Origin of the sequence: Achromobacter sp. E1, from assembly GCF_037039475.1 — a bacterium.
Lineage (GTDB): Bacteria > Pseudomonadota > Gammaproteobacteria > Burkholderiales > Burkholderiaceae_B > Achromobacter > Achromobacter mucicolens.
Window position 1 is genome coordinate 5,332,848 of sequence record NZ_CP146253.1, and the last position, 23,141, is coordinate 5,355,988.

Here is a 23,141-nt window from a genome sequence, read left to right on the forward strand (position 1 = left end):
AGGCGCCGGGAAACCCTACTGATGTGGGGGCCAATGGGAACTTTTCAAGGGCGGGGTGGCGGCCCTGCAACCTGACAACCGGCTGGCCCCGGTAAAATCCCGCACTTTTCTCACCTCCCCCTCCCCGGCCGGCCCTCCCGCCATGCAACCCGCCTCCCTCTCCCAACCCGCCCCCCACGGTGCGCCCGACGACGCCGACGCCCCCTACGATCTGGTCTACGGCCCCGACGACCGCCCCGCGCCGCCCGTCGCCTTCGTCGCCGCCCTGCAGCATCTGCTGGCCATCCTGGTCCCCATCGTCACCCCCGGCCTCCTCATCTGCCAGGCGCTGGGCGTCAGCAGCCGCGACACCACCCTGATCGTTTCCATGTCGCTGGTCATCTCCGGCATCGCGACGTACGTCCAGTGCAAGCGCTTCGGGCCCCTGGGCGCCGGCCTGCTCATCGTGCAGGGCACCAGCTTCAACTTCGTGGGCCCGCTGATCGCCGGCGGCTCGGTCATGGTCAAGCAAGGCACGCCGGTCGAAGCCGTCATGGCCGCCATCTTCGGCGTCGTCATCGCCGGCTCCTTCGTCGAAATGGGCATCAGCCGCATCCTGCCCTTCGTCCAACGCATCATCACCCCGCTCGTCACCGGCATCGTCGTGCTGCTGATCGGCCTGACCCTCATCAAGGTCGGCCTCATCAGCATGGGCGGCGGCTTCGGCGCCATGGCCAACGGCACCTTCGCCAGCGCCGAGAACCTGACCCTGTCCGGCCTCGTCCTGGGCACCATCATCCTGCTCAACCGCGTCCCGGTCGTCTGGATCCGCAGCACCGCGCTGGTGCTGGCGCTGGCCGTCGGCTACCTCGCCGCCGCCTACATGGGCCGCCTGGACTTCACCGGCGCCCGCGAAGCCGCCGTCTTCCAGGTCCCGGTTCCGCTGCACTTCGGCCTGGGCTTCTCGTGGGCCTTGTTCGTGCCGATGCTGATCATCTACCTGGTCACGTCCCTGGAAGCCATCGGCGACGTCACCGCCACCAGCAAGGTATCGAAGCAGCCGGTTGAAGGTCCGCTCTGGATGCAGCGCATCAAGGGCGGCGTCCTGGTCAACGGCGCGAACTCGCTGCTGGCCGGCGTTTTCAATACGTTCCCCAGCTCGGTATTCGCGCAGAACAACGGCGTCATTCAACTGACCGGCATCGCCAGCCGCCATGTGGGCGTGTGGATTGCCGGGATGCTGATCCTGCTGGGTCTTTTCCCGGTTGTGGCGGGTGTCCTGCAAGCCGTGCCTGAGCCCGTTCTGGGCGGCGCCGCGATGGTGATGTTTGGTGCGGTGGCCGCATCGGGCATCAATATCCTGGCGGGCATCCAGCTGGATCGCCGCGCGCTGCTCATCATCGCCGTGTCTTTGGCGCTGGGATTGGGGGTATCGCAAGTGCCGGAAATCCTGTCGCACCTGCCGCACTCGGTGAAGAGCGTGCTGGAATCGGGCGTCGCCACCGGCGGGATTTGCGCGCTGGTTATGAACTGGTTCTTGCCTGAGAAGAAGTAAGGATCGAGGGGGTGCGTGTCGGGGGTATGCTGCCCCCGGGCCAGCCCCTGAACGGCAGGGCCGCCCGGCCCTCGCCTGACAAGATGCCAAAGACCGCATATAATCGCGGTCTTCGCATCTCCCGCAGCCGTCACCTGGACGCGCTCGCGACCCCCTAGCCCGGGTGGTGAAATTGGTAGACGCAGGGGACTCAAAATCCCCCGCCGCAAGGCGTGCCGGTTCGATTCCGGCCCCGGGCACCATCAGGCCTTCCCATCGAGGCCCATAGCCAAAAAATTCGCTTTTACATCAGCGAGTTAGCGCTAGACAAAATTCCCAGCGAATCCCATAGATTCCCGCTGGGGTACACCAAAGCCCGCGTTTCTAGGTTCCCTGGCGTGTACCCAAAACGCTCTCCGAATTCCCCGTGGGTACACCCATTTCTGGAGAGCATATGAAGCTGACGTGCCCCCGGAATATCCGTACAGGTCAAAACTAGAGGTATGGTTGCTTCTCAGCGCCCCGAACGGGGCGAGGAGGAGCCATGAAACGGTCGAGATTTACCGAAGAGCAGATCACGTATGCGCTGCGACTGGCAGATAGCGGTACGCCGGTGGTCGACGTCTGTCGGCAGCTTGGTGTGTCCGAGGCGACCTTCTATACCTGGAAGAAGAAGTACGCCGACTTCGGTGTAAGCGAACTGCGTAAGCTCAAGCAGCTCGAGGATGAGAACGCACGGCTGCGGCGCATCGTCGCTGATCTGACACTGGACAAGCAGATCCTGCAGGAGGTGGTGCGAAAAAAAGTCTGAAGGCCGCCAAGCGGCGCGAGCTGGCGGCTTGGATGCACGAGCGCTTCCAGATCAGCGTGCAGCGCGCCTGCGCACTGGCGTTGCTGCAACGGTCGACCTGGTACGCCAAGAGCCATGCGCGGGACCAAAGCGCGCTGCGTCAGCGCATTCGCGACATTGCCCTGAGTCGTCCGAGGTTCGGCTACCGGCGCGTGTTAGTGATGCTGCAACGCGAAGGCTGGAACGTAGGCAAGAAGCGCGTGTATCGCCTTTACAGCCTGGAAGGCTTGCAACTGCGAATGAAGGTCAAACGTCGCAAGCGCATTGCGCTACTTCGGGGCAAGCCACCGGTGCCAACCGGGCCGAACCAGCACTGGAGCATGGATTTCGTTCATGATCAGATGCTCGATGGGCGCAGCGTTCGCATCTTGACCGTCATCGATCAATGGAGTCGCGAGAGTGTGTGTCTAGAGGCCAACTTTCGGCAAACGGGCCGGGGCGTCGGTCAGGCACTGGACCGGTCTGCGGTTCTGCGCGGCTGGCCCAAGGCGATCACCGTCGATAACGGAACGGAATTTACGTCTCGGGCGCTAGACGACTGGGCATACCGACACGGCATCAAACTCGATTACACACGCCCAGGCAAGCCGACGGATAATGGGCTCATCGAGTCGTTCAACGGTCGATTGCGTGATGAATTCCTGAATGTGCATGAATTCATCACGTTGCACGACCTGCAGCAAAAACTGCGAGCTTGGCAGGACGATTACAACCATCACCGTCCTCACGGTTCACTCGGCCATCTGACCCCGAGTGAGTACGTTCAAAAGTGGTCAGCGCAACCCAAAGAGGCAGCCACTTTCCAGTTTTGAACTGTCCAATTTGTGGGGGAAGGTCAGAGGCAGCCACTTTCCAGTTTTGAACTGTCCAATTTGTGGGGGAAGGTCAGTTGCTCAGCGATCGCTCGAGATCCAGGCCGGGAAGAAAGGGGCAACCCGTGTTCAGGAACTGGCCAAACTTGCCGAATTCGTGATCTCCGACGGGGATGGGGTAAATGGAAATCTTCGAAAGAAATTGAAGAGTACGCGTCTCGGTTCACCGATATCGATACCGAATTCGACGCGGTTGTAGGTTACGAAAGCCTTCGTTCGGCGGTTCGGCCGCGAATCAAGCGCGGGTTGTACAAATTCGGTGGAATCGCCAGTTGGTCCAAATGGCTTTCATTCGTGTGGAACGATTGGGCATTGATGTACGACGCGCGCATCGCTTTGCGCTGGACGCGATCCACTTTATCCGAGCCGCGAATGCGCCGGTGTTACCCATGCCGCCGAGCAGAAACGGTTTGCTTGCGAGTCTCGACGCTGAGAGCACGGCAGCCTTTGCCTGGTTGGGACGCTACGGAAGCGCGTGTCCTGCACGGGATGAGCTGGTGGCCGTGAGCGTAGGTAAGACAAGCAAGGATGATCCCCTCAGGGTCTGGTTGAACACGGCGGTAGTACCCGGCCAGAATGCCTATGCCTATTACCTCGAAGTTATGGCCTCAGCCCACCGGCAGCTCTGGCAAGATGATCGTCCCCTGGTGCATACGGAGATGCTGCTGTTCAAAATCTCGATCGCTGAAATTGCACAAGACTTCATCGCAGAGATGCTGGCTCGATTTGGGCAGCTACCAGAGGGCGCTGCATTGGCTGAGGCGGCTTGAAAGAAAGAGCGATGTCGCGAATCGCTGCAAAAATCGAGGCGATATATCCGCGCCATCTTTGATGGATGCATTGAGAATAGGGGTGTCCTGAGTTTCGGCTTGCAAGTCAACCGCGGTTACGTTCCGGCGCCGATGCGTATGACGGCGGTGGAAGCCCTGCCGGGCCCGGGTTTGCCCGCAAACCAACTTCCACTCCCGCCTCAAGCGAGCCATGCGGAGGCACGGCTGCCTGCCGTTTGCAAACGCGGGCTCGATTTTCGCTCTACCCACGATTACCCTCTTGCTATTTATCTGCTGAATGACGTTCAGCTCGAAATTTGACCATAAAGCAGCGGCTTTCTGAACAGCTGAAACCACCGCATTTTGCCATCATGAAAATTCATCAACGAATGTTAATATCCCCGTCAATTTTTCAACGTCCTGATTGCGCCCACGAATCAACATATAGGGTACGTTCGCGTGTCTACGATGATTAGCATCTGGACTGCAGTGACGCGCTTAAGCAGGCTGGATACCGTTCGTTGTCGAGGTCGGGTCGGTAGACGCAAGCCAACGCTGGGGAAGAATTAAGTGAGAGCGATCAAAGCCCTTTTACGCGATCCTGACATGCAGGTCTCGGAAGTGGCGCGTCGGCACGAAATTTCTCGCACCACGAACTACGAGTATGCAGGGGTGTTTAAGCCTCGTGCAAGAATAGTCAGAAGTGAGCGAAGGCGTTCATGAAGCTAATCAAAAACACCGGAACACAGCGCGTCATCGACTTGATAAGGCCCCACCTCAAGCACGGCAACCGACTCGACTGTGTAACGCCTTCTGTTTCTCTCTACGCCTTTGCAGAAGTCCGGGAGGCGTTGTCCGCTCTGGATCGAATCCAATTGATCGTGCCTCCTGATAACGAGGCGCTTGAACTCTTGGGTACGGAGGGTGACCGCGCTGCGCGCAATCGTCTGCAGGCACGTTGGTTAGCCAATCAATGCGCGAGATGGATCAATGACAAAGTGGAGCTTCGGCGGGCATCGAAATCGGTGCCGCAAGGGGCTGCCGTTATGCGCGGACCGGACGGCGCGCCTGCGCAAGTGATTCTGGGTTCTTTTGCCTTCAACACGTCTGGCCTTGGCCTGACGCCGGGCAACCCGCTGAACCTGATCCAGGCATCAGAAACGGCCGACGAAGCCGCGCAGCTCGCCCAATGGTTTGATCATCAGTGGTCGGGCTTGCAAAGTGCTGCTGCCACCGACTCCAAAGGCCAGCGCAACGAGAGCGCGTCCGTTCTTCAAGCACTGCAGGCCCTGGGTGAGCATCGCGATCCCTTCACCATCTACACCTTGATGTTGCACCACCTGTTTCAGGGCAGCGGTGACGAGATGGACGAAGAGCGCATCGTCAAGTCCGCCACCGGCATTCGCAATACCGTAGTGTGGAAGAAGCTCTTCAAGTTTCAGCGCGATGGTGTGGTGGGTGCCATCGACAAGCTGAGTCGCTTCGGTGGTTGCATCATCGCCGACAGCGTGGGGCTGGGCAAAACCTTCGAAGCCCTGGCCATCATCAAATATCACGAGCTGCGCAACGACCGCGTGCTGGTGCTGGCGCCCAAACGCCTGCGCGACAACTGGACGCTCTACAAGGCCAACGACAAACGCAACATCCTTGCGGCTGATCGGTTCAACTACGACGTGCTCAACCACACCGATCTGTCTCGTGATGGTGGCCTGTCGGGTGACATCGACCTGTCTCATGTGAACTGGGGCAACTACGACCTGGTAGTGATCGACGAGTCGCACAACTTCCGCAACAAGGCTACGCACAAGGGCAAGGAATCACGCTACGACCGCTTGATGCGACGCATCATCCGTGAAGGCGTCAAGACCCGCGTGCTAATGCTCTCCGCCACACCGGTGAACAACCGCCTGGCCGACCTGCGCAATCAGATTGCCTTTGCCACCGAAGGCGACGACGCCGCCCTGATGGAACATGGCATCCCCAGCATCGAAGCCACGACCCGCAAGGCGCAGGCGCAATTCAATCGCTGGCTGGCGCTGGACGAAGCTGATAAGACCCCCAGTCAGTTGGTAGAAATGCTGGGGTTCGACTACTTCACCCTATTGGACCATCTCACCATTGCCCGCTCCAGGCGGCATGTGGAGAAGTATTACGGCACCAGCGAGACCGGCCGCTTCCCCGACCGACTGCCGCCCATCAACATCAAGGCTGACGTGGACCTTGCGGGCGAGTTCCGTGCTATCCGCGACATCAACCAGGAAATCCGCCGGCTCACCCTCGCCAGCTACGCGCCGCTGCGCTATGTGGTGCCCCACAAGCAGGCCGCCTACGACGCCAAGTACAGCACTCAGGTGCGTGGCGGCGAAAGTTTCTTCCGCCAGGCGGATCGTGAAGAAAGCCTGATCCACCTTCTGCGCGTGAACGTGCTCAAACGCATGGAAAGTTGTGTGTCGGCCTTCACCCTCACCGTGCAGCGCCAACTCAAGGATGTAGAGAACACACTGGCACGCATCGAATCCCATGCCGAAGCGCTGGAGGAAATCGACATTGCCGATGTCGATATCGACGACCCGGCGTTCGAGGCCTTGCTGGTCGGGCGCAAGGTCAAAGTGCTGCTGGGCGATGTAGATCTGATTCGCTGGAAGCAGGATCTACTGGAAGACCGTAACCGCCTGGCGACCCTGCTGGCAGCAGCGCGCCAAGTGGATGCCGGGCGTGATGCCAAGCTGGCAGCGCTGCGCGACATGATTGCCCGCAAATGCGCCCAACCCATCAACACACACGATGGCAAAGCAAACCGCAAGATCATCGTGTTCACCGCCTTCTCGGACACGGCGCACTATCTCTACGCCCAACTTGCCCCCTGGGCCAGGGATACGCTGGGTGTGCATTCGGCGGTCGTCACAGGCAGCGCCGGCATTCAAACCACCATGCCGGGCTTAAGTAAGCGCATGGGCGACGTGCTGTCGGCCTTCGCGCCGCGCTCCAAGGAGCGCCCGCAAGACCTGGCGGATGAAGGCGAAATCGACCTGCTGATCGCCACCGACTGCATCTCCGAGGGGCAGAACCTCCAAGATTGCGACTGGCTGATCAACTACGACATCCATTGGAACCCGGTGCGCATCATCCAGCGCTTTGGGCGTATCGACCGCATCGGCTCGCCCAACCAGCGCATCCAGCTCGTGAACTTCTGGCCCAACATGGAGCTGGAGGAATACATCAACCTGGAGCAGCGCGTCAGCGGCCGCATGGTGCTGCTCGATGTCTCGGCCACAGGCGAAGAAAACCTGATCGAGCAGCAGTCCGGCAACGCCATGAACGACCTGGAGTACCGGCGCAAGCAACTGCTCAAGCTGCAGGACACGGTGATCGACATGGAAGACCTGTCGACTGGCGTGGCGATCACCGACCTCACCCTGACTGACTTCCGCATCGACCTGGCGCAGTACCTGAAAGCGCACCCCGGCAAGCTGGACACCCAGCCGTTGGGTGCTTATGCGGTCACCACCACGCTGGATGCCGACATTCCGCCCGGCGTGATCTTCTGCCTGCAAGCCTGCGGCCCGGCAGCAAAGCCCGCCACGACGTCCGACTACCCGCTCGCACCGCACTACCTGGTGCATGTCAGCGATGACGGCACCGTGTTGCTGCCGTACCCGCAGGCCAAGCGCATCCTGGATCGCCTCAAGCGCCTGGCGCTGGGGCGCGAACGGCCGGATGAAAATGCGAGCGCGCGCTTCGACAAAGCAACTAAAGACGGCGAGGACATGCGCCACGCCCAGAAGCTACTCGCTGCAGCGGTGGCCTCCGTCGCCGGAAAGCAAGAGGAACGGGCCGTGGCCAGCCTGTTCACGCCCGGCGGCACGCACGCCATGAAGGGCGAGTTCGCTGGCAGCGGTGATTTTGAGGTGGTGGCATTCCTGGTGGTGCTGCCGGAAAGGGAGGCGGCATGAAGATCATCGACGCGCACGCCGTTATTCAGGCATTGGGCCTGCCCGACAGTTGCCGGGTAGAGAAGCGCATCCCCAAAAAACTGCTGTTGGAGAATGGTGTGCTTACGGCGTCCGACAAACGCTTGATCACCGATGCCATTGAAGAAATCCAGTGGTTCTCCGCGCTCAAGCCCAACACCATCGGCGTGCCTGAGTACCAGGACGCGCAGTGCGAGTACCTTGAGATCGCAGTGCTTGTTGTGACCTTGCGGGGTACGGTCAAACCCGCCAGTTGCTCGCGGCTGGCTGAACTGGCGCACCGTGCGGTGCCTTATCCGGTGCTGTTGCTGTTGGTTGAAGGACAAACGGTGTCCTTGTCCTTGGTCCACAAACGCTGGGCGCAGAACGAGGCCAGCAAAGTGGTGCTCGACGGCAGGCTGACGTCGGCCTTGCTATCCCACGCAACCGCCGATGCCACAGCGACCGATCCCGCAGCACGCTCCGAAGCCGAACATGCCTTCGTGCAATCCCTGTCGATTGCACTCCAGCCCCAGACCTCGTTGCACGCTCTCTATCAAGGCTGGATGGATTGCGTGCAGGCCCTGCAGGCTGCGCGGCGGACAGGAAACTACCGAACCACGGCAACGCCGGAGCAAGCGGTAGCGCGTCAGCAGGCGCTGACCGATTGCGAGCGGCTTGAAGGCGAGATCAGCCGTCTGCGGGCACAAGGCGCTAAGGAAAGGCAGATGGCACGCCAAGTCGAAATCAATCTCCAATTGAAAGCACTGTTGGCCGAGCGTCAGCGGATCACTCAATATCTCTGAGGAATAGAAGTGAAGGCCACGGAAACCAACCTGCTCAAGTTCTTGAAGAAATCTCCGCAGTTCGTCATTCCCATCTATCAGCGCAATTACTCCTGGACGGAAGCACAGTGCCAACAGCTGTGGTCAGATTTGCTGAGGTCGGGTCGTGACGAGCAGATTAATGGCCATTTCATCGGTTCAATCGTTTATGTGGAGCGCGGTCTTTCCACCGTCACCACTCAGGAAGCACTGCTGGTCATCGACGGACAACAACGCCTTACCACGTGCACCTTGTTGATTGCAGCACTGGCCAAGCATTTTGAAGCGAATCAGCTGCCTGAACTTCTGGATGGTTTCTCCGCGCGAAAGCTGCACAATTACTACCTTCTCAATCCTGAAGAGGACGGCGATCGCCACTACAAACTGATTCTGTCGGAGACTGATAAGAAAACGTTGTTGGCCATCATCAAATCCGCACCGATGCCTGCAGAGATCAGTACCCGCATAGAGCAGAACTACATGCTCTTTCAGGCGCTGATAAACAAGCATCAGGACGAGCTCAAAGCCATCTGCCAAGGGTTGGCCAAATTGCTCATCGTCGAAGTGTCGCTCGATCGCACTCAGGATAATCCTCAGCTCATCTTCGAGAGCATGAATTCCACCGGCCTTGAGCTCAGCCAGGCCGATCTGATTCGCAACTACATCCTGATGGGATTGGAGCCAAAGCTCCAGACTGAGCTTTACCAGAGTTATTGGCGGCCGATGGAAAAATCGTTCGGTCAGAAGGCCTACGTGACGCACTTCGATCCCTTTATGCGTCACTATCTCACTGCCAAAACACGTGAGATTCCCAACGTGCGCGAAGTGTATGCTGCCTTCAAGGCTTTCGCTCGCGCCAGCCAGCTTGATACCACTGCGCTTGTTGCTGACATCCACGCCTACGCCAACTACTACTGCGCCATGGCGCTTGGTGCGGAAACAGAGTCGAAACTAAAAGAAGCTTTTCACGATCTGCGTGAGCTGAAGGTAGACGTAGCCTATCCCTTCCTGCTTGATGTCTATCACGACTATAAACAAGCACGCTTGCCTGCGGACGAATTGGTGAGCGTTGTTCGCTTAGTTGAAAGCTACGTGTTTCGCCGCGTCATCTGCGCCATTCCCACCAACTCGCTGAACAAGACCTTCTTAGGTCTGAGCCGGACACTGAAAAAAGACCGTTATCTGGAGAGTGTGCGGGCAGCGTTCCTGTTGTTGCCGTCCTATCGCCGCTTCCCAGGCGATGAAGAGTTCCAGCGCGAACTCAAGCAACGCGACCTGTACAACTTCCGCAGCCGTAGCTATTGGTTGCGTCGTCTCGAAAACCACGGGCGCAAGGAACGCATCGTGGTTGAGGACTACACCATCGAGCACATTTTGCCGCAGAACGACGTACTGTCATCAGCGTGGCAGGCGGAACTCGGCCCCGGTTGGCAACAGACTCAGCAGAAGTATTTGCATACCTTGGGCAATCTCACCTTGACGGGATATAACAGCGAGTATAGCGACTATCCATTTGCCTACAAGCGCGATCAGGTCATCAATGCTGATGGCAAGAAAATTGGCTTCAAGTACAGCGCCCTCAACATCAACGAAGGGTTGGGTGAGGTGGAAAAGTGGGATGAGGCAGCCATCCAAACACGCGCCGAACGCCTTGCTGGAGACTCCGCCAGAGTATGGGCTGCACCGCAATTGGATAGCAGCGTTCTTGATGCCTATCGCCCTTCGGCGACCAACGCTGGGCAGCACTACAGCATCGACGATCATCCGCACCTGACCAGCGGCACCATTCGCACACTGTTTGACGCCTTGCGCAAAGAAATTCTGGAGTTGGACCCGTGCATCTACGAGGAATACCTCAAGCTTTACGTCGCCTATAAGGCAGAGACAAACTTCGTGGATGTTATCCCTCAGGCCAGACGTTTGCGCCTGTCGCTCAACATGCCATTCAGCGAGGTCGATGACCCCAAAGGGCTGTGCACCGATGTCACCAACCTTGGCCGATGGGGCAATGGCGATGTGGAAGTCGGCTTGTCCAGCGGGGATGAGCTTCCCTACGTTATGGGCCTAATTCGCCAGTCTTTTGATCGCCAGATGGGCGACCTGCAGGATGTCTGATGCCAAAGAATCCCGAGTTTGAGGAGAGTCTCACCATGACCATTAAAAAAATCGATACCGCCAGCCCAGAAGCCCAATCCGCCGATCTGGTGGCGGGCAATATCGAACAGCTCAAAGCGCTGTTCCCGGAATTGATTACCGAGGGCGCGGAGGGCGTTGCGGTGAACGTGGACGTGCTCAAGGCGCTGGTGGGCGATGCGACCGTCACCGATGCCGACGAGAAGTACGGCTTCAACTGGCACGGCAAGCGTCGCGCGCGGCAACTGGCGCTCACGCCCAGCACCGGCACCTTGCGCCCCTGCCCGGAAGACAGCGTGGACTGGGATACCACTCAGAACTTGATGATAGAGGGCGACAACCTCGAAGTGCTCAAGTTGCTGCAAAAGAGCTATGCCGGCAAGGTCAAGCTGATCTATATCGACCCGCCGTACAACACGGGAAAGGACTTTGTGTACCCGGACAATTTTCAGGACAACATCAAGAACTATCTGGAGCTAACCAGCCAAATTGAAGGCGGACAGAAGATCAGTAGTAATACCGATGCCAGCGGGCGGTTTCATACTGACTGGCTGAATATGATTTATCCGCGGTTAAAGCTGGCGCATAGCTTGTTGCTTGGCAGCGGCGCCATTTTCCTGAGCATCGACGACCACGAGGTCGACAATCTTAGAAAGGCATGCAACGAAATATTTGGCGAAGAGAATTTCGTTGCGTCCGTTTGCTGGGAGCGTGCTGATAGCCCCAGGATGGATGCGGACTACTTCTCAACAAAGCACGACTATGTCCTCTGCTATGCCAAGAACATTGAAGACTTCAAGCTCAAGCGTACCCCGTATGAGGGCGAAGACATACCTGAACATTTCAACAAAGTCGATCAAGATGAACGACGCTATTACCTCAAGCCGCTGCGTGCAATGGGTGGTCAAGGCGAAACTCGCGCAGCGCGGCCTAACCTTTACTTTGCACTGACAGCACCTGATGGTGAGAGCGTCTATCCAAAGCTTGAAGGAGGCGGCGACGGTGCGTGGCGATGGAGTCCGAAGAAAGTTGAAATGGAGAAGGCCCGGATTGATTGGACAGGATCCAAAGGGAGCTGGACGCCTTACTACCGCATCTATGCGGATGAAAGTGAAGGGAAGCCGCCAGAGACAATATGGTTCAGCACGGAAGTTGGAAGCACTCGCAACGCTACCGCCGAAGTAAAGGCGCTCTTCGACGGAGTGAAGTGCTTCGACACACCTAAGCCGATTGCTTTGCTTGAACGGATCATCTCTTTGACCACCGCCGCCGATGACAATGTCTTAGACTTCTTCGGCGGGTCGGGTACCACGGGGCACGCGGTGATATCGCAGAATGTCCGTGATGGAGGGGCGCGTCGATACATTCTTGTTCAGTTACCTGAGCCCCTTGAAGGAGACAGCAGGGAACAAAAGATCGCTGCTGATCTTTGTGAGAAGCTGCGACTCCCGAAGACGGTCTCTGAGCTAACCAAAGAGCGCCTTCGCCGCGCGGGTGCTAAGGTCAAGTCCGACAACCCGGGTTGGCAAGGCGACACGGGCTTCCGCGTTTTCAAGCTCGACACCTCCAACATACGTGCCTGGAACCCAAAGCCGGACGATCTGGAGGCCACGCTATTCGACCATCAGGATCACCTGTTCGAAGGCCGCAGTGAGGCCGATGTACTCTACGAGCTGCTGCTCAAACTCGGCCTCGATCTTTGCGTGCCAATCGAGAAGCGCAGCATTGAAGCTTTGGACGTGCATTCTGTGGGTGGCGGCGTACTGATGGCCTGCCTGGGTGAGAAGATCGCGCGCGAGCAGGTCGAGCCATTGGCCCAGGGCATCATCGTCTGGCACAAGGAACTGGCCCCTGCCGGCGAAACCACCTGCGTGTTCCGCGACAGTGCCTTTGCCGACGACGTGGCAAAGACCAACCTCGCCGCCATTCTGGAGCAGCACGGCATCCAGAACGTGCGCAGCTTGTGAGGGGCTCGCCATGAAACTGCACTTCGAGCCCAACCTCGACTACCAGATGCAGGCCATCGAGGCCGTGTGCGATCTTTTCCGTGGTCAGGAGGTCTGCCGCACCGAATTTACGGTGACGATGAGACGCGATGAGACGCAGATGTCGCTGGGGGTGGCGCAGTCCGACCTTGGCGTTGGCAACCGCTTGACGCTGCTGGACGATGAACTGCTCAAGAATTTGGCTGACATCCAGTTGCGCGGAGGCCTGCCGCCTTCCGGCTCGCTGACTTCGGGCGACTTCACGGTGGAAATGGAGACCGGCACCGGCAAGACCTATGTGTATCTGCGCACGATCTTCGAACTGAACAAGCGTTACGGTTTCACCAAGTTCGTAATCGTGGTGCCGTCGGTGGCTATCAAGGAAGGCGTTTACAAAACCCTGCAGATCACCGAGGAACACTTTAAGGGCCTCTACGCGGGAGAGCCCTTCGATTACTTCCTGTACGACTCGGGAAAGCCCGGGCCAGTGCGCAATTTTGCCACCAGTTCCAACATCCAGATCATGGTGGTGACGGTGGGTGCCATCAACAAGAAGGATGTGAACAACCTCTACAAAGAGAGCGAGAAGACGGGAGGTGAGAAGCCTATCGACCTGATCAGGGCAACCCGGCCGATCATCATCGTGGATGAACCGCAAAGCGTGGACGGCGGCCTGGAAGGCCGTGGCAAGGAAGCGCTGGACGCCATGAACCCGCTCTGCACGCTGCGCTACTCCGCCACCCATGTGGACAAGCACCACATGGTGTTCCGCCTGGATGCCGTGGATGCCTATGAGCGCAGGCTGGTCAAGCAGATCGAGGTGGCGTCGGCAACGGTAGAGTATGCGCACAACAAGCCTTTCGTGCGCCTGGTGAAGGTGGAAAACAAGCGCGGCCGCATCAGCGCCAAGGTCGAGCTGGATAAACAGACCGCCACTGGCGTTCAGCGGGTTGAGGTGACGGTCAGCGATGGCGACGACCTCCAGCAGAGCGCCGATGGCCGAGCGATCTACGCCGATTTTCGGGTGGGCGAGATCAATACGGCCAAGGGCGAAGAGTTCATGGAGCTGCGCTACCCCGGCGGCGAGGTGTTTTTGAAGCTGGGCGAGGCCCACGGTGATGTGGATGCGCTGGCCGTGCAACGCGAGATGATTCGCCGCACGATCAAGGAGCACCTGGACAAGGAAAAGCACCTGCGCCCATTGGGGATCAAGGTGTTGAGCCTGTTCTTCATCGACGCAGTGGACAAGTATCGTCAGTACGATACGGACGGCCTGCCGGTCAAGGGCGTGTATGCGCAGATGTTCGAGGAGGAATATCGCCGTGCCGCCAAGTCGCCGGCCTACCAGAGCTTGTTTGCCGAGATCGACCTGGCGTCCGCCGCCGAGGAAGTGCACAACGGCTATTTCTCCATCGACAAGAAGGGCGGCTGGACCGACACCTTTGATAACAATGCGGGCAATCGGGAGAATGCCGAGCGGGCCTACAACCTGATCATGAAGGAGAAGGAGAAGCTACTGTCCTTCGCGACACCGCTGAAGTTCATCTTCTCCCACTCTGCGCTCAAGGAAGGCTGGGATAACCCCAACGTGTTCCAGATTTGCACGTTGCGCGATATTCAGACCGAGCGCGAGCGCCGCCAGACCATTGGCCGCGGCCTGCGCCTGTGCGTCAACCAGGATGGCGAGCGCGTACGCGGCTTCGAGGTCAACACCCTGACCGTGGTGGCCACGGAAAATTACGAACAGTTTGCCGAGAACCTGCAGAAGGAAATCGAGAAAGACACGGGCATCCGCCTTGGCATCGTGGAGCAGCACCAATTTGCCGCCATTGCCGTGACCGGCGCTGATGGGCATGCCGCGCCGCTGGGCATGGAGCAATCGAAGGCACTGTGGGAGCACTTGAAAGCTGCCGGCCATATCGATGCAAAGGGCAAGGTGCAGGATTCACTAAAAACGGCGCTGAAAAACGGCAGCTTGGAACTGCCACCTGAGTTCGATGCGCAAAAGAGCCAGATTTCCGAACTGCTGCGCAAGGTGTCCGGTCGGCTGGATATCAAGAATGCCGATGAGCGCAGGCAAGTGCCGCTGCGCAAGGGCAAGGATGGGAAGGCCGTTTATCTTAGCGACGAGTTCAAGGCGCTGTGGGACCGCATCAAGCACCAGACGACGTACCGGGTGCAGTTCGATAACGCCAAGTTGGTGACGGATTGCATCGCAGCGTTGCAGAAGGCCCCGGTGATTGCCAAGGCACGGCTGCAATGGCGCAAGGCCGATATCTCTATCGGCAAGGCGGGGGTCGCCGCGACGGAAAAAGCAGGCGCGGCGCCTGTGATGCTGGACGAGGCTGATATCGAGCTGCCGGATTTGCTGACCGACCTGCAAAATCGCACCCAACTCACCAGGCGCACCATCGTCAGCATCCTGACGAGAAGCGGACGCTTGGACGACTTCAAGCGCAATCCGCAGCAGTTCATCGAATTGACCGCCGAAACCATCAACCGCTGCAAGCGTTTGGCCCTGGTCGATGGCATCAAGTACCAAAAGCTCGGCGACCAACATGTCTATGCGCAAGAGCTGTTCGAGAAGGAAGAGCTCACCGGCTATCTCAAAAACATGCTGCTGGATACGCAGAAGTCGATCTACGAGCACGTGGTGTACGACTCGACCACCGAGCGGGACTTCGCCGATGGGCTGGAGAAGAACGACGCCATCAAGCTCTACGCCAAGCTGCCAGGCTGGTTCAAAGTGCCTACGCCGCTGGGCACCTACAACCCCGACTGGGCCGTATTGGTGGAAGAAGACGGCACTCAGCACCTGTACTTTTTGGTGGAAACCAAGAGCAGCCTGTTCACCGATGACCTGCGCGACAAGGAAAGCGCCAAGATCGAATGCGGCAAGGCGCATTTCACTGCACTGGGGGTCGGTGAGAACCCTGCCCGGTATGTGGTTGCGCGCTCGGTTGACGATCTTTTGACCGAGGCGGCAAAGCGGTAGGTTCCGACCCGGCGAGCGACGCTGGCCGCTCTCCAGGCTCCCAAATCAGCGCCGGTGCGAGCCGCAATAGGGCGAGCGAGTGGGGCCAGCCAGTCAAACTGGTCACGGTCGCGCGCCAGATCGCTTTCCCATCGGGCGTCGGTTACAACATGCCGTGGTCCTGGAGCACGTTGCACGACGATGTTGTTCGCTGGGATTGCCATCGACGCCTTGGGACAGCTGGTGCGCTCGCAGCTCACCAGCCATGTTGCATCCGTTTCTGGATTGATATCAGGTCGTACCTCAAACCCGCACCCGCTCACGCGCCGCGGGTTTTTTGTGGGCTGGGATAATCCACGGATCATCTACCGTCAGAAGCGCGAAACGACGCGTCGGAAGACCGGTGTCGAAACCATGATCATGTCCGTCGAATCCCTGCTCGTGACCATCTCGCGTGGAGTTCACCAGCATTTGAATACCTAAGCCCCTATGCCTCTGAAGACCTGGATTTCCCGCTTGCAGACCACGCGCTGCAGTTTGCTTGCCGCATTGACCTTCTGCGTCTGCCTGCCCGCAAGTGCCGCGCAGGCCATGCCACCAGACGCCGTCCAGCCGCCAACCCTAGTGTGGGGTGCCGTTCCCAGCGCGGATCTCTACCTGCTGGTGGCCAGCCCGCGTCTCAGCAAGCCCGAGCTGCAACAACTGGTGGCCGACAAGATCGGTCGTGGTATTGGCGATAACCAAACCATCACCCAGGTCTGGAGCAATGTGCCGGAACCCATCCAGCTGTGGCTCTCGATCGACCCCGCGCGGCTGCGGGAAGCCAAGCTGTCCACGGATCAGGCATTGGAGGCGCTGGCTTCCAAACTGGGGATTTCCGCCCAGTCCGCCCAGGGCGTCCGCCCGCCCCACGCGTGGATCTATTCCGGCGCCACACGCGAGAAGTTCGAAGCCTGGAGCGATGCGCCTTCAAAGCTGGCGGACGGCACCGTCGTCAACCCATCGGAATGGGCGACATTGGCATACCTGCAATCCCCGGAAGCCTGGGAAGCCTGGAACAAGGTTGGGTTAAGCCTTACGGTGTCCACAGAGGCGCGCCGCGATTCGCTGGAGAGCGTCGTCAGTGAACGGCTGAAATCACTGACGTCCCATCTGCCCGATGACGTGTCGGTATTGATCCTGCCTGCGGGTCGGGGATTGAATGAAGCCGACGGCATATTCGTCACGGTCGGGCGCGACGAGTAGCCCCGCACCCGGCGCTGCTGCCGCCCTGCTCGCCTAAGACCAGGGAGCAATCAAGCTGCCGCACCTTTACCGCTAGAATTCCGTCGCAGACAGGCTGGGCATTACGATCCGGCCAACCGACGGAAAGCTTCATTGGCGCAGGAGGTTCAATGGCAATCAAGGCCGTGGCATTCGACGTATTCGGAACCTTGGTCAACATCGATCGGCCAACCCGTCCGTTCCGCAAGCTGGTCCGCCTGCTGCACGAAGCGGGCCGCCCGCGCCAGCGCGACGACGGCATTCGGGCGATGAGCAGTGCGATCGACCTGCGGCAGGCTGCCCGTTTGTTTGGCGGGATGATCGGCGAAGATGCGCTGAGCGCACTCGAAGCCGAGCTGCGCGAAGAGATTGAATCCATCACGTTGTTCCCGGACGCCGCGCCGACGTTGCAGGCACTGAAGGCGCGCGGCATCAAGGTGGCGCTGTGTTCCAACCTGGCGGCGCCGTACGGCCCGCCCGTCCTGGACTTGCTGCCGTTTCAGCCGGACTTTTGCGCTTGGTCGTACGAGGCCGGGGCAGTGAAGCCGCAGCCCGAGATCTATCAGTATCTGTGCGACGGCATTGCTTGCCAGCCCGATGAAGTCCTGATGATCGGCGACACCATCGAGGCCGACATGATCGGGCCTCGGAAGTTCGGCATGCACGGGTATCACCTGGACCGGCACGCGGCAACCTCGAATTCAGCGGAGTCCGTACGTTCGCTGAGCGATGTGCTTACGCTGATGGCCGCGCACCATTGACGCCGGGCAGGCCGAATCAGAAGGCTGCCCTATCCGCCCCGGCGCCGCCAAGCCCACCAGACCGCCCCGATCGGCGCAAAGATCGCCAACCACGACACCCCGTCCCACACCCCATCGCCCAGCAGCGCCGACACCAGCCCCACCACCGAGGCCGCGCCTAGCCAAAGCGGCACGCGGAACACTTCGCCCGCCGATTGCAGGTTCTCGGTCCGCGCGCCGCGAGCATCAACGTTCTTGCTCATTGCGCTGCCCCTTGCCGATCACCCTGCCGCAGCGCGTTGGCGGTCTCTGCGGCATCCGGGGTCAACGATTTCGAAGCCGTTGCCGCCTTGGGCTTGCGCAGCCACAGATACAGCCCGCTACCCAGCACCACGATTGCAAAGAGATCCAGCACCGCCCAAAGAATCTTGAGCGGCAGGCCGCCGTAATCGCCAAAATGCAGCGGCTGCGATAGGAACAGGGTTTTTACGTACCAGGGCATCTCTCGCGTGTCGGTCAGCTCGCCGTTAGTGGCGTCCACCAGCGCGGGCTTTAGCAGGCGCGAGGTCACGGGCGTGTTGCCCTTCATGAAGAACGTGTAATGATGCGGACTGGAAAACATCGTCCCCGGAAACGCGACAAGGCTCACGGCCATGTCCGGCACGGCGGCGCGTGCCGTGCGGATGGAAGCTTCCAGATGCGCGGGTTGCGTGACGGGCGGCAGCCCGCGGAACGGCGCGGTCATTTCCGCCATCTGGTCCATCTGCCAGAGGCTCAGCACGACGCGGTTCAGCGTATTGATGCTGCCCGTGATGCCAACGACCAGCAGCCACACCACGGTGACTATGCCCAGCAGGTTATGCCAGTCCAGCCATTTGACGCGGGTGCTGCGCTGGGTGCGCAGCGCGCCAAATTTCAGGCGGCGCATGAAGGGGTAATACAGCACCACACCGGACACGATCGCGACCACCATCAAGAGGCCCATCGCACCCAGGAACAGCATCCCCGGCAAGCCGGCGAACATGTCGGTATGCAGCTTGAGCATGACGTACATGAAGCCTTCGTCAGTAGCCGGTTCGTCCAGCACCTTGGCCGTGCGCGAGTCGATGACGACGGCATTGTTTTCCTCGGGCGGCGCGTCGACGGCGCGGGCCATGGAGACATACGTGATGTCGGGATGCTCGTCCTGATCCCAGAACATGTAGCGGATGACTTCGCCCGGGCGGCGCTCCAGCGCGGTCTGGGCGATCTGGTCCATGCTGGCGTTGGGCGTGCCAGCGGGCATGGGCGGCGCTTCGACGACGCCCGACAGGTGCTCGATCTCTTCGTGGAAGATCAGGGGTAGTCCGGTCAGGCACAGCAGCAGCATGAAGACCGTGCAGACCAGACTGCTCCACTTGTGTATCCAGGACCAGGCTTGCGTGGACATCTCGGCTTCCTTAGAAGGCGATGCTGGTCGAGAACGTGTAGGTGCGCGGCGACCCCACGAACAGATAGCCTGCCGTGGCGGTGCCCCAGTAGTTCCGGTTGAACAGGTTCTCGACGTTGAAGCGGAAGGTGACGGGCGTGCCGCTGATCTTGGTCTCGTAGCGCGCGCCGGCGTCAACGCGGGTCCAGCTTGGCACCGACAAGGTGTTGTCGGCGTTGGCATACGTCCTGTCGGTGTAGATGACGCGGCCCAACACCGTCAGACCCGGGACAAACGGGGTGTCCCATTCGGCGCCCAGGTTGAATTGCCAGTCGGGCACGCCGATGGCCTTGTTGCCCTGCAGGCCAGGCGTGGTGGCCTTGTTGATGACGGCGTCGATGTAGCTGATGCCGCCCAACAGGCGCACGCCCTTGGTGACTTCGCCGGCAAAGCTGGCTTCGACGCCTCGGTTGCGTTGTTCGCCGAATTCGCCAAAGGTGTTGCCCGAGATGCCGGAGCTGGGGCGGGTCAGCTCAAAGAGCGCGACAGTGGCCAGCATGTCGTCGTTCAGGTTGTACTTGACGCCGAGTTCCTTCTGCTTGGACTTGAAGGGCGACAGCGTTTCGCCTGGATTGGTGATGGCCGCGCTGGTAGGCGCGGTGTCGCCTTGCGACAGGCCTTCGACGTAGCTGGCGTAGACCGACAGATCCGGCCGCACCTTGAAGACGACGCCGGCCAGCGGCGTGGTGGCGCTCTTGTCATAGCGCGGACCGCTGGGCTCGCCGTTGGCGAAGTTGTAATTCTGGCCCTGCACGTTCTGGCGGCGCGCGCCCAGCGTCAGTTGCAGCCGGTCGTCCATGAAACCCAGGGTGTCGGCCAGCGCGTAGCTGGTCAGCTTGGTGCTCTGGTAGCGGTTAAGCGGATTGCTGATGCCGGATATGGACGGCGTGTCGAAGATATTGCCGGCGTAGATATTGGAATTTCCCGGCGGAAAACCGGTATAGAAGCCCAGGTCGGATTTCTGGTCTAGCAGCGTGTAGCTGAAGGCGACCTTGTGGCTCACGGGGCCGGTCTTGAAGTTGCTGCGCAGGCCGGCTTCGGTGGACTTGCTGTCCACCGTCATCCGCTGCCAGCCGCCGAAGAAGGAGTAATCGCCCTGCGTGTTCTGCAGCACGGGGTTGGCGGCGAAGGCGTCCCAGTCCAGCTTGCGCTGGCCGTAGCCTGCGTAGGCAGTCAGGTAGTCGGTGATGTCGTATTCGATCTTGAACACACCGGCGGTATTGCGGCCGTCGCTCCAGCCCAGGCCCGGATACGGATTCTTGTTGCTCGGCGCCTCGGGAATCGAGGTCAGATCCGCGCCAAGCTGAAACTGGCGCACGACGTTGTCGATGCGTTCCTTCTGCCAGATCAGGTCCAGGGAAGACCGCAGCTTTTCACCGCGATAGTCCAGCGCAACCGACCCCAGCGCTTCGCGTGTCGACTGGTCCTTGATTGGCGTGTCGCCGTCGCGCAGCATCCCGTTCACGCGGATGCCAAACGCGTTGTCGGGACCGAAGCGGCGTCCCACGTCGGCATGCACGCCAAAGACGGAGTCCGACATGACCGAGCCCGTGACCCGGGTGATGGGCTCGTCGGTGGCTCGTTTGGGCACCAGATTGACGACGCCCCCCACGCTGCCGCCCGGCGTCATGCCGAAGAGCGCCGCCGACGGTCCCTTGATGATCTCCACGCGTTCCAGGGTCTCGACCGGTGCGCGCCAATAGGGCGTCAGGCCGAACATGCCGTTGAACGCGAAGTCCGCGGTCGGCACATTGAAGCCGCGGATGGTGAGGTCTTCGTTGATGTTGGAGCGGGCACTGCTCATGCGCACGGACGGATCCATGGTGGCCACGTCGGCGACCGACCGGGCCTGCTCGTTCTCGATCGTCTGGGCGGTATAGCTGGTGACGCTGAACGGGGTGTCCATGACGGACGTGTTGCCCAGGATGCCCATGCGGGCGCCACCGCCGATCAGACCGCCGGCGATGGGCGCGGGCGCCTCGCCCAGGGCGACGGGCGCGCTGGTCACCGTGACGGTGGGCAGGACGGTGATCGCGGCCGGCGCCTGCGTCTGCGCCGATACCGAGGCGGCATAAAGCGCGGCGCTGCCCGCCAACGCCTGTTTCACCGCCCGGGCGACGCCCTTCTGCCTGCCTTGACGGCCATTTGATGCTTTACCCACAGCCCCACCCCATGCGTTCTTTTATATAAAAGGCGCATGATAAGCATTCTCATTCGATATTGCTATGGGGTTTGTCTGGATGTGGCGTACGCACGTCAGTTACGTGCGCCGCGCCGATGACGGTCGAATTCGCTGTCGGCCGGGAAAGCGCCTGGGCGCTGCCGTTGGTACGGCAATTCGGTGCACGGCATCACTCGGTAAACCGCGGCCGCCACCTACGCATCCGGGCTGCGGTCCACATAGACCAGCCCCGCAGCCGCCAGCTTTTCGCGCATGCCGTAGATATCCAGCCCCAATTCCCCGGCGGCCAGCCGCTTGCGCTTGTCCGCCTCGTTGCGCAGGCGCGCGTCGCACGCATCGGCCACTTGCTCCGCCCGCGCGCACGGCACGATGCACACGCCGTCATCGTCGGCAATGACGACATCCCCAGGTTGCACCAGCGCCCCCGCGCACACGACCGGCACGTTCACCGATCCCGGCGTTGCCTTGACCGTGCCCTTAGCCGATACGCACTTGGACCACACCGGAAACTGCATGTCCTTCAACGCGGCGACATCGCGGCAGCCCGCGTCGATCACCAGTCCTTGCACACCGCGAGCGCGCATGGAGGTGGCCAGCAGCTCTCCGAACATGCCGTCTTCATTGGACGACGCGCAGGCCACCACGACGATATCCCCGGGCCGGCAAAGTTCGATGGCGACGTGCAGCATCCAGTTGTCGCCCGGCTGCGCCAGCACCGTGATCGCGCTGCCCGCAATGGATGCGCCGGCGTAGATGGGCCGCAGCGTGGGCTGCAATAGGCCGGTGCGTTGCTGCGCTTCATGGGCGGTGGCGACGCCTGCCGACGCCAGGCGTGCGATGACCGTGCTGTCCGCCCGCTCGATGTTCCTGACCGCGAGGCTCATGCCAACTCTCCGGTGACCTGCGGAAACACGCGCTGGTAGCCCTCGGCGTATTTAATCTTCAGGTTCGAGTTGCGCGACGCCTGCACGCCGCGTTGCAGGGCGACGCGGGTGTAGTACTCCCACAGGTGTTCCTGCGCGGCCATGGTCTCGAAGGCCCGGCGCTTCTGGTCCCAGACTTCGGAGATATCCAGCAGCACTTCGGGCTTCCATTCGCACTGTTCGGGCTGATGCGGCTCAAAGAGGAATACAGGCGGTGCGCCCAGCACCGCTTGCTCCGGATGATGCCCATGCGCCTGCGCGATCACGCGGGCTTCCTGCGCCACGTGCGTCGCTAGCGGGTGGTCGAAGTTGTACGGGTCTTTCTGGGAATGCGTCAGCACGAACTCCGGCTGCAATTCGCGGTAGACGTCCACCAGCTCGAACAGCGCTTCGTCCGATACGCGCAAGGGATAGTCGCCGCAGTCCATGAAGCGGATGTCGGCGCCCAGGATGCCGGCGGCCAGGCGCGCCTCGTCGCGGCGGTCGGCCTTGACCCGCTCCAGCGTCATGCCGGGCTGCTTCCACAGTTTGGCGGATTCGCCGCGTTCGCCAAACGACAGGCACACCACGGTGATTTTCCAGCCGCGCTTGGCGTACAGCGCGATGGCGCCACCCGCGCGCCACACAAAGTCCGCGGAGTGCGCGCTAACGACCAGCGCGTTCTTTTGCCGTTCCATTTCAGTTCCTTTATGCA

The 23,141-nt window shown here is 60.4% G+C and carries 15 protein-coding genes, 1 tRNA gene and 1 pseudogene; 11 read left to right on the forward strand and 6 right to left on the reverse strand.

Going from position 1 to position 23,141, the window contains the following annotated elements:
* Positions 1 to 142 precede the first annotated feature (142 nt).
* The 9 genes from V6V88_RS24630 (at position 143) to V6V88_RS24670 (ending at position 15,892) form a co-directional block, all read left to right on the forward strand.
* Entirely contained in the window at positions 143 to 1,534 is a 1,392-nt protein-coding gene (locus V6V88_RS24630) for a uracil-xanthine permease family protein (RefSeq protein ID WP_338616826.1), read from the forward strand.
* 157 nt (positions 1,535 to 1,691) lie between these two features.
* A tRNA-Leu gene (locus V6V88_RS24635) sits at positions 1,692 to 1,776 on the forward strand.
* A 281-nt stretch (positions 1,777 to 2,057) separates the two neighbouring features.
* Positions 2,058 to 3,175, forward strand: a protein-coding gene (locus V6V88_RS24640) for an IS3 family transposase (protein WP_255452252.1) whose coding sequence is annotated in 2 segments (ribosomal slippage) — positions 2,058 to 2,319 and positions 2,319 to 3,175 — 1,119 coding nt in all. Because the reading frame shifts where the segments join, the coding sequence is not laid out codon by codon here.
* A gap of 341 nt (positions 3,176 to 3,516) precedes the next feature.
* Entirely contained in the window at positions 3,517 to 4,005 is a 489-nt protein-coding gene (locus V6V88_RS24645; RefSeq protein ID WP_338616830.1) for a hypothetical protein, read from the forward strand.
* A 719-nt stretch (positions 4,006 to 4,724) separates the two neighbouring features.
* Positions 4,725 to 7,958 carry a helicase-related protein gene (locus V6V88_RS24650; protein WP_338616831.1) on the forward strand — a complete coding sequence of 1,078 codons (3,234 nt, stop codon included), beginning with the start codon at positions 4,725 to 4,727 and terminating at the stop codon, positions 7,956 to 7,958.
* Positions 7,955 to 8,761, forward strand: coding sequence for a DUF4391 domain-containing protein (locus tag V6V88_RS24655; protein ID WP_338616833.1), 807 nt, complete (start codon positions 7,955 to 7,957; stop codon positions 8,759 to 8,761). The genes V6V88_RS24650 and V6V88_RS24655 overlap by 4 nt, the downstream gene beginning before the upstream one ends.
* Before the next feature lie 9 nt (positions 8,762 to 8,770).
* Positions 8,771 to 10,894 (forward strand): DUF262 domain-containing protein, encoded by a 2,124-nt coding sequence (locus tag V6V88_RS24660; protein ID WP_338616835.1) that lies wholly within the window; start codon positions 8,771 to 8,773, stop codon positions 10,892 to 10,894.
* Between the two features lie 35 nt (positions 10,895 to 10,929).
* A complete protein-coding gene (locus V6V88_RS24665; protein WP_338616837.1) occupies positions 10,930 to 12,879 on the forward strand; it encodes a site-specific DNA-methyltransferase in 1,950 nt (649 codons plus the stop codon).
* Between the two features lie 10 nt (positions 12,880 to 12,889).
* Complete coding sequence (locus tag V6V88_RS24670; RefSeq protein ID WP_338616838.1) at positions 12,890 to 15,892, forward strand: DEAD/DEAH box helicase family protein; 3,003 nt, start codon at positions 12,890 to 12,892, stop codon at positions 15,890 to 15,892.
* A gap of 4 nt (positions 15,893 to 15,896) precedes the next feature.
* Here the strand turns inward: V6V88_RS24670 and V6V88_RS24675 are convergent.
* Positions 15,897 to 16,138: pseudogene (locus V6V88_RS24675) on the reverse strand (relaxase); the annotation flags it as partial.
* A 222-nt stretch (positions 16,139 to 16,360) separates the two neighbouring features.
* Here V6V88_RS24675 and V6V88_RS24680 point away from each other — a divergent pair.
* Complete coding sequence (locus V6V88_RS24680) at positions 16,361 to 17,116, forward strand: hypothetical protein (protein ID WP_338616839.1); 756 nt, start codon at positions 16,361 to 16,363, stop codon at positions 17,114 to 17,116.
* Positions 17,117 to 17,265: 149 nt separating this feature from the next.
* Entirely contained in the window at positions 17,266 to 17,895 is a 630-nt protein-coding gene (locus V6V88_RS24685; RefSeq protein WP_338616841.1) for an HAD family hydrolase, read from the forward strand.
* 29 nt (positions 17,896 to 17,924) lie between these two features.
* Here V6V88_RS24685 and V6V88_RS24690 read toward each other — a convergent pair whose 3' ends face one another.
* The 5 genes from V6V88_RS24690 to V6V88_RS24710 form a co-directional block, all read right to left on the reverse strand.
* Positions 17,925 to 18,137: a hypothetical protein gene (locus V6V88_RS24690; RefSeq protein ID WP_223573252.1), complete on the reverse strand. Its 213-nt coding sequence runs from the start codon at positions 18,135 to 18,137 to the stop codon at positions 17,925 to 17,927.
* The gene (locus V6V88_RS24695) at positions 18,134 to 19,303 is read right to left on the reverse strand and encodes a PepSY domain-containing protein (protein ID WP_338616842.1); all 1,170 of its coding nucleotides are present in this window, start codon (positions 19,301 to 19,303) and stop codon (positions 18,134 to 18,136) included. Before V6V88_RS24695 ends, V6V88_RS24690 begins: the two co-directional genes overlap by 4 nt.
* Positions 19,304 to 19,313: 10 nt before the next feature.
* Positions 19,314 to 21,503 carry a TonB-dependent receptor gene (locus V6V88_RS24700; protein ID WP_338616843.1) on the reverse strand — a complete coding sequence of 730 codons (2,190 nt, stop codon included), beginning with the start codon at positions 21,501 to 21,503 and terminating at the stop codon, positions 19,314 to 19,316.
* 215 nt (positions 21,504 to 21,718) lie between these two features.
* Positions 21,719 to 22,408, reverse strand: a complete 690-nt coding sequence (locus V6V88_RS24705) for a 4-carboxy-4-hydroxy-2-oxoadipate aldolase/oxaloacetate decarboxylase (RefSeq protein ID WP_223573256.1) — start codon at positions 22,406 to 22,408, stop codon at positions 21,719 to 21,721.
* Complete coding sequence (locus V6V88_RS24710; protein WP_062841221.1) at positions 22,405 to 23,124, reverse strand: PIG-L deacetylase family protein; 720 nt, start codon at positions 23,122 to 23,124, stop codon at positions 22,405 to 22,407. Before V6V88_RS24710 ends, V6V88_RS24705 begins: the two co-directional genes overlap by 4 nt.
* Positions 23,125 to 23,141: the final 17 nt, after the last annotated feature.

What these genes read in the sequence shown, in the direction of transcription:
- V6V88_RS24630 (WP_338616826.1), top strand. Translation starts at nt 143, where the DNA reads ATGCAACCCGCCTCCCTCTCCCAACCCGCCCCCCACGGTGCGCCCGAC.
- V6V88_RS24645 (WP_338616830.1), top strand. Translation starts at nt 3,517, where the DNA reads ATGGCTTTCATTCGTGTGGAACGATTGGGCATTGATGTACGACGCGCG.
- V6V88_RS24650 (WP_338616831.1), top strand. Translation starts at nt 4,725, where the DNA reads ATGAAGCTAATCAAAAACACCGGAACACAGCGCGTCATCGACTTGATA.
- V6V88_RS24655 (WP_338616833.1), top strand. Translation starts at nt 7,955, where the DNA reads ATGAAGATCATCGACGCGCACGCCGTTATTCAGGCATTGGGCCTGCCC.
- V6V88_RS24665 (WP_338616837.1), top strand. Translation starts at nt 10,930, where the DNA reads ATGACCATTAAAAAAATCGATACCGCCAGCCCAGAAGCCCAATCCGCC.
- V6V88_RS24670 (WP_338616838.1), top strand. Translation starts at nt 12,890, where the DNA reads ATGAAACTGCACTTCGAGCCCAACCTCGACTACCAGATGCAGGCCATC.
- V6V88_RS24680 (WP_338616839.1), top strand. Translation starts at nt 16,361, where the DNA reads ATGCCTCTGAAGACCTGGATTTCCCGCTTGCAGACCACGCGCTGCAGT.
- V6V88_RS24685 (WP_338616841.1), top strand. Translation starts at nt 17,266, where the DNA reads ATGGCAATCAAGGCCGTGGCATTCGACGTATTCGGAACCTTGGTCAAC.
- V6V88_RS24690 (WP_223573252.1), bottom strand. Translation starts at nt 18,137, where the DNA reads ATGAGCAAGAACGTTGATGCTCGCGGCGCGCGGACCGAGAACCTGCAA.
- V6V88_RS24695 (WP_338616842.1), bottom strand. Translation starts at nt 19,303, where the DNA reads ATGTCCACGCAAGCCTGGTCCTGGATACACAAGTGGAGCAGTCTGGTC.
- V6V88_RS24705 (WP_223573256.1), bottom strand. Translation starts at nt 22,408, where the DNA reads ATGAGCCTCGCGGTCAGGAACATCGAGCGGGCGGACAGCACGGTCATC.
- V6V88_RS24710 (WP_062841221.1), bottom strand. Translation starts at nt 23,124, where the DNA reads ATGGAACGGCAAAAGAACGCGCTGGTCGTTAGCGCGCACTCCGCGGAC.